Here is a 9360-nt window from a genome sequence, read left to right on the forward strand (position 1 = left end):
GTGTCAGGTCATGATCAACGACGACCGCATCGGCCCGCCCCTGTTCGCCCCGGAACGCGAGATGCTGCGCGCGTACCTGGACTTCCACCGTGCGACGCTGGCGATGAAATGCCGGGGTCTGACGGACGATCAGCTGCGCGAGCGGTCGATGCCGCCGTCGACGCTGACGCTGCTGAGCCTGGTGCGGCATATGGCGGAGGTCGAACGGACCTGGTTCCGCCGGGTGTTCGAGGACCAGCAGGCTCCGATGGTGTGGTCGGAGACGATGTTCGACTTCCAGGCCGCGTACGACGCGAGCGGGTCCAGCCGGGCGGAGGCGTTCGCCGCGTGGGAGGCGGAGGTCGCGCACTCGCGGCAGGTGGAGGCGGCGCTGGAGTCGCTGGACGCGCGAGGGGTGCAGCCGCGGTGGGAGGAGGAGGTGTCGCTGCGGATGGTGATGCTGCACGTGCTGCTGGAGTACGGGCGGCACAACGGGCATGCGGACTTCCTGCGGGAGGGCGTGGACGGGGTGGTCGGGGCGTGATCCCGCGCCCCCGGCCTGTTGGCACTGGGGCTGACCCTGCAGGACGTCCGCGGGATCACGCGGCAGCCGCGGGCGCGCCCTGACCTAGCGTCCACCCGCCGTCGGGCCGCCCCAGCCGCGCATACCGCCCCGCGGCCTCCGGCACCCGCTCGCCGAGGCGCCACGGCCGCTTCGACGGCACCAGGTCGACCCGCACCGCTTCCGCCGTCACCTCCCCCACGGCGCCCACCCAGTGCGGGTTCTCCGCGAGCAGCGCCGCCGCCAAGGACGGCTCCGGCTCCGGCACCCGCACCGGCTCCGCACCCGTCTCCGCGAGCAGCGCCGCGCCCGCCGCCAATGCCAGCAACCGCGCGAGCAGCAGCGACGGGAGCGCCGCGTTGCGGGTCTCCAGCCAGAGGTAGCAGTCATCGTGCCCGGAGAAGTACCACTGTGACAGCGGGAGTTGCGGCAGTAGGGGCTCGTCGGAGCTCGCCGTTCCCACCGCCAGGGCGAGCTGGTCGAGCTCCTCGGCCCCGGGCGGCGCCGGCAGGTCGACGAGTCCCAGCTCGTACGGCGCCCAGTCGTCACCGAGGAAGCCGCCCAACTCCCGTTTCCGCAGCACCAGGAACTCCTCCCCCAGCCCGCTCGCACCCGCCGCCCACTCCCCCCGCGGGTGCACCACGGGCTCGACTCCCTGGGCGGCCGCGATCCGGGCGAGCGGCAGCTGCCGGTACTTCTCGTCGAGAAAGCTGTTGGTCGCCAAGTCGACCACCACGACCGTGTCGTTGGCGGTCGCGCCGGTGAGCAGGTCGGCCACCTCCACCGCCCGTACCGCCGCAGCCCTCAGCTGCCAACACCCCGCTGCCTCCTGGGCGCTGAAGCTCAGCGGGAACGGATCCCGCGCCATGCCGACGCAGTTGACCCCGAACGCCCCGTACTGCCCGACCTCGATCACCGTTCCCCCTCGCCGCGTCGGACCGAGCGTATTCCGCCGGCCGCCGCCGCTTCGCCCTGCCCCGCGACGCCGCGATCAGTCGGCCTTCACCCTCAGCTACCAATGGCCACCCCAGCGTGCCCCTTTGACAATAGGCAGGTAAATGCCTGCATAATTGATCCGTGAGCCTGGACGACACTTCGGCGATGCCGGCGATGGACGCGGTCTTCAAAGCACTGGCCGACCCCACCCGTCGCCTCCTCCTGGACCGGCTGCGCGAGCAGAACGGCCAGACCCTGCGCGAGTTGTGCGAGCGGCTGGCGATGGCGCGGCAGTCCGCCACGCAGCACCTCGACGTGCTGCAGCGGGCCAACCTGGTGACCGTGGTGCGCAGTGGGCGCGAGCGCCTGCACTACCTCAACCCGGTGCCGATCCAGGAGATCGAGGAGCGCTGGCTCTCGGAGTTCGACCGGCCGCGGCTGCACATGCTCAGCGCCATCAAGCACCAGGCAGAGGAGTACGCCATGACCAGCACCGCATCGGCCCCCGTGCCGACTTACGTCTATGTCACCTACATCCGCGCCACCGCCGAGCAGGTCTGGCGGGCGCTGACCGACGCCGATCTGACGGCGCGCTACTGGGGGCACGCCAACATCTCGGACTGGCAGCCCGGTTCGGGCTGGGAGCACCGCCGGGCGGACGGCTCCGGCGCGGTCGACGTGGTGGGCACGGTGCTGGAGGCCGAGCCGCCGGCCCGGCTGGTGATCACCTTCGAGGACCGGCCCGACGCCCAGCCGCCGCGCGAGCCCTCGGTGGTGACCTTCCTGGTCGAGCCGCACGAGGAGATCGTCCGGCTCACCGTGACCCATGAGAACCTGCCCGACATGGAGATGCACGGCGGCATCTCGCAGGGCTGGCCGGCCGTGCTGGCCAACCTCAAGTCGCTGCTGGAGACCGGCGACGTGCTCCCCCAGGCGCCCTGGGAGATGTCGGCCGGCACGCACTCCTGACCGGTCCGACCGGGTTCAGGCCTTGTCGAGGTAGGCCAGCACCGCCAGCACCCGGCGGTTGCCGTGGTCGTCCTCGCCCAGGCCCAGCTTGGCGAAGAGCGAGGTGGTGTACTTGCTGATCGCGCTGTCGCTGAGGAAGAGCCGCTCGCCGATCGCGTGGTTGGAGAGGCCCTGGGCCATCAGCTCCAGCACCGAGTGCTCGCGCTCGGTCAGCTTCTCCAGGCGGCGCGGGGCGGACCCGGTGCCGAACAGCTTGGCGATCACGGCCGGGTCGAGGGCGGTGCCGCCGGCCGCGACCCGCTCCAGCGAGTCGAGGAACTGGTCGCCGTCGAAGACGCTCTCCTTGAGGAAGTAGCCGATCCCGCCGGCGCCGTCCGCCAACAGCTCGCGGGCGTACAGCTGTTCCACGTGCTGGGAGAGGATCAGCACCGGCAGGCCCGGGACTCGGCGACGGGCTTCGAGCGCGGCGCGCAGGCCCTCGTCGGACTGGGTGGGCGGCATCCGGACATCCACGATGGCGACGTCGGGGCGGTGCCGCAGCAGCCCGTCCAGGGTCTGCGCGCCGGTGGCGGCGGTGGCCACCACCTCGTGCCCGTAGGCCTCGACCAGGCGGGACAGGCCCTCGCGCAGCAGGTAGAGGTCCTCGGCGATCAGGATTCGCATGGCACCACCATGGTCGTGACGGTCGGGCCGCCGGTCGGGCTGTCGATCTCCAAGCTGCCGTCGAAGGCGGCGAGTCGGCGGCGCAGGCCGGCCAGCCCGCCGCCCTCCCGCGGTGCGGCGCCGCCGCGGCCGTCGTCCGTGACGCGGACGGTGACGGCGGCGGAGCCCCGCTCGATCTCGATGGTCACGCGCTGCGCGCGGGCGTGCTTGGCCGTGTTGGCGAGCAGTTCGGCGGTGCCGAAGTAGAGCGCGGCCTCGATCGGCGGGTCGAGCCGGGGCTGCGGATCGGCGGTGACGGTTGCCTGGAGCGGGCTGTCCAGCGCCAACGCCCTTACAGCGTCCACCAGTCCGCGCTCGCTGAGGACCGGCGGGTGGATGCCGCGGACCAGCTCGCGCAGGTCGCTCAGCGAGCCGGCCGCGCTCGCGCGGGCCTCGCGCAGCAGGGCCTTGGCGCGCTCCGGGTCGGTCTCCAACAGCTTCTCCGCCGTCATCAGGGACAGGCCCAGGCCGACCAGGCGGGCCTGGGCGCCGTCGTGCAGGTCGCGCTCGATCCGGCGCAGTTCGGCAGCCTGAACAACCGTCAGATCGGCTCGCTGGTCCAGCAGTTCGGAGACCAGGGCGGCGGCCGGCGCGGCGAGCAGGCGGGTGGCGACGGGTGCGGCGGTCCGCCAGGCGAACGGCGCCGCGGCGAGCCCGGCGACCAGGCCGAACCCGCCGACGAGCGGCGGCAGCAGCCCGGCGACCGCGCAGCCGGCCGCCGCCAGGCCGGCGTAGGGGACGGCGGCCGGCAGCGCGATCGCGAAGGCGGCGAGGGCGGTGAAGCGCAGGTCGCGCCAGTTGGCCGGGTCGGTCCAGCGCAGCCGGAACTCCTGCTCCTCGCGGGCCTCCTTGGCGGTGCGGGCGTAGGAGTGGCCGTTCCACCAGTAGCCGGTGTCCATCCGCACCACGGGCGCGGGCTCGCGGTAGCCGGCGGGCAGTTCGGTGCCGGTCCAGCGGGCGACCAGGGCGCGGACGGCGCCGCAGACCGGGCGGGCCAGGCCGAGGGTGGCGACGAAGGCCAGCGGCAGCAGCGGGACCGCCGCCCAGGGGCTGCCCCACAGGTACCCGAGCAGCGCCGCGACCGCCCAGACCGCCGGCACCGCGCCGGCGACGGCCAGCAGCGCGCCGGCCCGGGCCAGCCCGGTGGCCGTGCCGCTCATCGTCCTTCGCATGGTCATCGCTCCGATCATCCCCCACCACCTCGTCCGTCCTGCTCCGTGCGGCCACTCTGCGGGCTCGGCGGTGCGCCTCCCAAGGGCTTCGCGGCAGGGGTGGGTCTGGACCCACCGAGGTGTAGGTCCAGACGCATAGGGCGGCGCGCGGCCGCTCCGTAGCGTGGAGCCCGGGATGACAGCCCGTCACCACGCCTGCGAAGGAGCACGACCATGAGTACGACCATGACCACCACGCCGTCGCCGGAGCCCGCCTTCGGCACCGTCAAGCGCCTGCTCATCGCCTACGGCGCGCTCAGCGCCGCCGTCCTGCTGGCGGTCGCCGTCCGGGCCGCCGCGGGGCTGTCGGCGACCTCGTTCATGTGGAGCCGGTCCGGCGCGATCCTCGGCAGCGCCGTCCTGCTCTACGTACTGGCGGTCCGGGCGGAGCGCGGCTCCCGCTCGGCCTACCAGCGGGTGCGCGCCATCGCGGTGATCGCGCCGATCGCGATCGTCGGGGTCGACCTGCTCCCGGGCCTCTGCCCGGCCTGGTTCGCGATAGCGCAGGCCATCGGCGCGCTGCCCCTGGTCGCGGTGGCCCGTGCCGTCAACCGGGCGCGGCCGACGGCCTTGTCTGAATAGGATCGTCAGCCTGCCCACAGACTCAGGGGGAGCACGTGGCCATCGAGATCGACCTTCCGCTCACGCCTGCCCCGGCGGCGGACGCCGCAGCCGCCGACTTCGCCGCGGAGCTGACCGACGTCGGCAACGAGCGGTTCCTGAGGGCAGTCCTGCAGCAGCCCGCCCGCTACCACCACCTCAGCTCCGGCTGTCTGATCGACTGGCCGGACGACGCGGACGTGGTGGAGCCCGACATCACCGCCGACAGCCTGCTGCTGCGCGCCGTCCACCTGGCCTTCATGGCGCACCTGCCGCTGAGTCTCGCCCCCGACCTGCTCTGGTACGCCGTGGTGCACGAGGTGGCCGTGCACATCCGCCTCAACTCCGGGACGTACGCCGCGATGTTCACCGACACCCCCGGCTACCGGCAGACCGTCGTGATCCGCGACGACGCCGCCGGGCTGGACTGGGAGCGCTCGATCGGCCTGGTGCAGGCACCCCTGCGGGAGCGGATCGGCGCCGAGACGGCCGAGCTGTTCCTGCCCGCCTTCTCCACCACCGGCCCCACCGATGCGGCCGCCGTCCTGGTGGCCCTGATGGACGTGGTCAGCCCCTACTACGCCTTCCGCTGGCGGTCCATGTGCGGCATCCCCCGGATCCGGCTGGAGGGCACGGCCGAGGACTGGCAGCTGCTGGCCGACCGGGTGCGCGGGCTGGCCGGCCGGTTCGCGGGGCTGCGGGCCTGGTTCGACGGGCTGCTCCCGGTGGTCGACACCATCGCCGCCACCGCGGCGGGTCGGGAAGTCGACGAGGAGTTCTGGCGCTCCCTCTACAAGTACGAGTCGCGCTCCGGGGGCGCCTCGATCACCGGCTGGATCAGCGCCTTCTTCGCCCACCGCTACACCGGCGACGGCCCGGTGCCCAAGGAGGCCTCCGGCCCGGGGCGGACGGCGAACGACGAGGTCCCGAGCCATGTCTCCCAAGTCCCGTTCCACTGGGAGACGCCGGCCGGCACCCTGGGGATGGCCTTCCTGGCCGGCGTCCTGTCGATCGAGCGCGAGGAGGAGGGCGGCTGGATCCGTCCCCGGCTCGGCACCGCCGTGGCCGAGCCGGCGCCCCCGCCCGCCCTGCCCGGCCGGCTGCCCGACCCGTGGACGCCGGCCGTCCTGCACCAGCTCTTCCCGGGTGCCGAGATCGAACCGCTCGACAGCGTCGGCGCCGTGCTCTACCGCCGGGAGCTGCTGGAGGTCGACAATGCGTTCCTCTTCAACGACGTCGCCGTGGTCCGCGCCCTCGACGGCGACTGGTACGTCGGCGACCTCGTCTCCGACCGCGACAACATCGTCTGCTGGGGCAACTTCGGCCCCGACCTGCCCACGGCCCTGGCGGCGATCTGACCATGGGCGCCTGGGCCGACGACTGGACCGAACCCGAGTACCTGTCCCTCCTCCACCGCGAACGCCGCGCCTACGCCTGGGTGTTGCGCCACTACGGCGCGCTCCCGCCCGAAGCCGCCGAGGCCGCGGCCCTCGTCTGCTACCCCTACGAGCCCCCGGACACCGACTACCGCGGCCTGGTCTTCCACGACGAGGCCTGGCACTGGGCCATGCTCCGCATCCACGGCGACCGCTACATGCTCGACCACCCCGACCTGCTGACCCCACCGGAGGAGTACCTGGCACTCGAGTGACGCTCCCGGCCCGACGCCCCGTCACCCGTGCCAGAGCACGTGCACCGCGAACACCCCAGCCGGCTCCGGCTCGGCGACCGGGGCGTCCTGGCGCGTCGGGTCCAGCACCTGCGGCCCGTCCGGTCCGGGGACCGAGCGCAGCAGCCGGCCGACCGTCTCCCGGCCCCGGGCGTCGGCGCGGCGGAGCCAGACCGTTGCCGGGGTGTCGGGCATGGTGGCCAGCGCGGCGCGCGCCTGGGGCCAGTCGGCGAAGGCCGCCGTGTGCACCAGCGGGCCGAGGGCGGCGAGCCAGGCGACCGGGCCGGGGAAGGGGAGGTCGTCCGGGTCGCCCGAGGTGCCCGCGAGCCAGGAGTCCAGGTAGCTCCAGGGCCTGCCGGTCGGCAGGGCGAACGGCGCCGTCGTGTCCTTGGGCACCACCACCGCGGCCTCCAGCATGCCCTCGCGCCAGTCGCCGCCGGCCAGGTACCGCACGGAGTTGCAGGCGAAGAGCCAGCCGCGGCCGAGGTCGTCCGCCTCGGAGGGTCCGATCAGCGCCGCCTGGTCGCCGTGGTGGTGGGCCAGCCAGGCCTCCGCCTTCGCCACCGCCGCGGGGAGCGCGGGCGCGTGCCGGGTCCAGGGCGCGCGGGCGGAGCGGAACCGGGCGACGGTGAGCGAGTGCACCCCGTCGTGCTCCAGCCGGGCCATACCGCCCGCCTGCGGATCCAGCACCACCGGCCGGTCCTCCTCCAGCAGTGCGAGAAGCAGGTGCCCGGTGATCTCCTGGCCGCCCGCCCGGCGCCGCACCCAGACCACCGCCCGGCTGTCCGGCCCGCCCTGCCGCAGGTGCTCCAGTGCCGACGCCCAGTCCCCGAACCGGCTCACCTCCGCGCCCGGCAGGTACCGCCGGACCAGCCGCCCCCACCAGCCGGGCGCCTCGTGCGGCGGCCGCCACGGGAAGGCGCTGGCGAGCGCGCCGTCCAGCCGGGCGTTGGCGGCCACCACCCAGCCGTGCGCATTGGTCCGGTGCACCCACTGCGGAGGCGTCGGCGCGGGCCGCTCGGCCAGCGCGGCCAGATCGCCCCACGGGTCGGCGGTCGCCGGGTGGAACGGCTCCGCCCCGCTCTTCGGCACCACCACCGAGGCGTTGAGCATCGGCGTCCGCGGGTAGCCGGGCTGCGGCACCGCGCGGCAGGCGAAGAGCCAGCCGTGCCCGGTCTCGGCGGCCGGGACCGCCGAGACCAGCTCCACCACGCTGCCGTACAGCTCGCGGATCCAGGCGGCGGCCCGCGCCGTCCCGTACTCGGCGGCACCGCCCGCCCGCTCCCGCTCCTCGGACAGCATCGCGTCCACTCCCCTTGTGCTGCTGACGGCCGGTCAGCTCACAGTATCGGGAGCCGCCCGGGCGCAGGGTCACCAGGGCGCTACCGATCAGGTTCCCCCGCAGCCCGCCCGCACCGGACGAGCGCGCTCGACGGCCGGCGAAGGCGGCTACGCTTTGGGCCGTGACAGAACGGCTGCCGATCTTCCCGCTCAACGCGGTGCTCTACCCCGGGCTGGTGCTGCCGCTCCATGTGTTCGAGGAGCGCTACCAACGGCTCGTCGCCGACCTGCTGGCCCAACCCGAGGACCAGCCGCGACGGTTCGGAGTACTGGCGATCAAGGACGGGCGCGAGGTGGCACCGGTCACCGAGAGCGACGGGCCGGCCGGCCCGCTGGATGGCCTCGGCACGGCCACCGGGGATCCGCTGGAGGCACTCTTCCACGTCGGCTGCGTGGCCGACGTGGCCTCGGTGACCCCGCAGGCGGACGGCCGCTACGAGCTGCTGGTCACCGGCACCACCCGGTTCCGGCTGCGCTCGGTGGAGACCGGCGGACCGTACCTGGTCGGCGAAGTGGAGACCCTGGAGGAGCTGGAGGGCAGCGGCCCCGGTGCCCTCGCGGGCGGGGTCGAGCGGGCCTTCCGCACCTACCAGAAGCGGCTGGCCGGCGCCCGGCAGGCCAGCCTGGCCGGCGAGCAGGAGCTGCCGGACGACCCCCAGGTGCTCTCCTACCTGGTGGCCGCCGCGGCGGTGCTCGAGGTGCCGGTCAAGCAGCGGCTGCTCGCCTGTCCCGACACCGCCTCCCGGCTGAGCGCCGAACTGGAGCTGCTGCGCCGGGAGACCGCACTGCTGAACTGGCTGCCCTCGGTGCCCGCCGTGGAGCTGACCCGGCAGCAGTTCAGCCCCAACTGAGGCCCGCGCGGACGCCGCCGGCCGGAGGGAGCCCCGATGGCGAAGAAGAACGGCGCGGCGGGCGGCAAGGGCACGCCCGCCACGGTCGCGCTGGAGAAGGCGGGCGTGGCCTTCACCGTGCACGCCTACCAGCACGATCCGGCCGCGCCCTCCTACGGCGGGGAGGCCGCCGAGGCGCTGGGGGTGGCGCCCGAGCGGGTGTTCAAGACCCTGGTCGCGGAGGTCGACGGGGTGCTGACGGTCGGCGTGGTGCCGGTCGCCGGGCAGCTAGACCTGAAGGCGCTGGCCTGCGCGGTCGGCGGCAAGCGGGCGGCGATGGCCGACCCGGCGGCGGCCGAGCGCAGCAGCGGCTACGTGCGCGGCGGGATCTCCCCGCTGGGCCAGCGCAAGGCGCTGCGCACGGTGGTGGACGAGGGCGCGCTGGCCTTCGACACCGTCTACGTCTCGGCCGGGCGGCGCGGCCTGGAGGTGGAGCTGGCCCCGGCGGACCTGGTCCGGCTCACCGGGGCGGTCAGCGCGCCGATCGGCCGCTGACCGCGC

Annotated in this window: 11 protein-coding genes; 7 read left to right on the forward strand and 4 right to left on the reverse strand. The window is 74.2% G+C overall.

The window, feature by feature from the left end; translation table 11 throughout:
* The first annotated feature begins 10 nt into the window (after positions 1–10).
* A complete protein-coding gene (locus tag ACFYNO_RS02355) occupies positions 11–523 on the forward strand; it encodes a DinB family protein (RefSeq protein ID WP_388003834.1) in 513 nt (170 codons plus the stop codon).
* Between the two features lie 55 nt (positions 524–578).
* Here ACFYNO_RS02355 and ACFYNO_RS02360 read toward each other — a convergent pair whose 3' ends face one another.
* Positions 579–1457: a hypothetical protein gene (locus ACFYNO_RS02360; protein ID WP_388003837.1), complete on the reverse strand. Its 879-nt coding sequence runs from the start codon at positions 1455–1457 to the stop codon at positions 579–581.
* Between the two features lie 194 nt (positions 1458–1651).
* Between ACFYNO_RS02360 and ACFYNO_RS02365 the strand changes: the two genes are divergently transcribed.
* Positions 1652–2446 (forward strand): ArsR/SmtB family transcription factor, encoded by a 795-nt coding sequence (locus ACFYNO_RS02365; protein WP_388004317.1) that lies wholly within the window; start codon positions 1652–1654, stop codon positions 2444–2446.
* A gap of 15 nt (positions 2447–2461) precedes the next feature.
* Here ACFYNO_RS02365 and ACFYNO_RS02370 read toward each other — a convergent pair whose 3' ends face one another.
* Both ACFYNO_RS02370 and ACFYNO_RS02375 read right to left on the reverse strand, forming a co-directional pair.
* Positions 2462–3109, reverse strand: a complete 648-nt coding sequence (locus tag ACFYNO_RS02370; protein WP_388003840.1) for a response regulator — start codon at positions 3107–3109, stop codon at positions 2462–2464.
* Positions 3097–4326, reverse strand: coding sequence for a sensor histidine kinase (locus ACFYNO_RS02375; protein WP_388003843.1), 1230 nt, complete (start codon positions 4324–4326; stop codon positions 3097–3099). Before ACFYNO_RS02375 ends, ACFYNO_RS02370 begins: the two co-directional genes overlap by 13 nt.
* 207 nt (positions 4327–4533) lie before the next feature.
* Between ACFYNO_RS02375 and ACFYNO_RS02380 the strand changes: the two genes are divergently transcribed.
* From ACFYNO_RS02380 to ACFYNO_RS02390, 3 genes are read left to right on the forward strand one after another with little or no spacing between them, the layout of a single operon-like run.
* Positions 4534–4941 carry a hypothetical protein gene (locus ACFYNO_RS02380; protein ID WP_388003846.1) on the forward strand — a complete coding sequence of 136 codons (408 nt, stop codon included), beginning with the start codon at positions 4534–4536 and terminating at the stop codon, positions 4939–4941.
* Positions 4942–4976: 35 nt separating this feature from the next.
* A complete protein-coding gene (locus ACFYNO_RS02385; RefSeq protein ID WP_388003849.1) occupies positions 4977–6317 on the forward strand; it encodes a DUF4419 domain-containing protein in 1341 nt (446 codons plus the stop codon).
* Between the two features lie 2 nt (positions 6318–6319).
* Complete coding sequence (locus tag ACFYNO_RS02390) at positions 6320–6610, forward strand: hypothetical protein (RefSeq protein ID WP_388003852.1); 291 nt, start codon at positions 6320–6322, stop codon at positions 6608–6610.
* Between the two features lie 21 nt (positions 6611–6631).
* Here the strand turns inward: ACFYNO_RS02390 and ACFYNO_RS02395 are convergent, their stop codons facing one another.
* A complete protein-coding gene (locus ACFYNO_RS02395) occupies positions 6632–7930 on the reverse strand; it encodes a YrhB domain-containing protein (protein ID WP_388004320.1) in 1299 nt (432 codons plus the stop codon).
* Positions 7931–8091: 161 nt separating this feature from the next.
* Here ACFYNO_RS02395 and ACFYNO_RS02400 point away from each other — a divergent pair, with 161 nt between their 5' ends.
* On the forward strand, positions 8092–8820 hold the full coding sequence (locus tag ACFYNO_RS02400; RefSeq protein ID WP_388003855.1) for an LON peptidase substrate-binding domain-containing protein: 729 nt from the start codon (positions 8092–8094) through the stop codon (positions 8818–8820).
* A gap of 36 nt (positions 8821–8856) precedes the next feature.
* On the forward strand, positions 8857–9354 hold the full coding sequence (gene ybaK / locus ACFYNO_RS02405; RefSeq protein ID WP_388003858.1) for a Cys-tRNA(Pro) deacylase: 498 nt from the start codon (positions 8857–8859) through the stop codon (positions 9352–9354).
* Positions 9355–9360: the final 6 nt, after the last annotated feature.

The sequence above is a fragment of the Kitasatospora sp. NPDC006697 genome (assembly GCF_042869935.1).
Taxonomy (GTDB): domain Bacteria; phylum Actinomycetota; class Actinomycetes; order Streptomycetales; family Streptomycetaceae; genus Kitasatospora.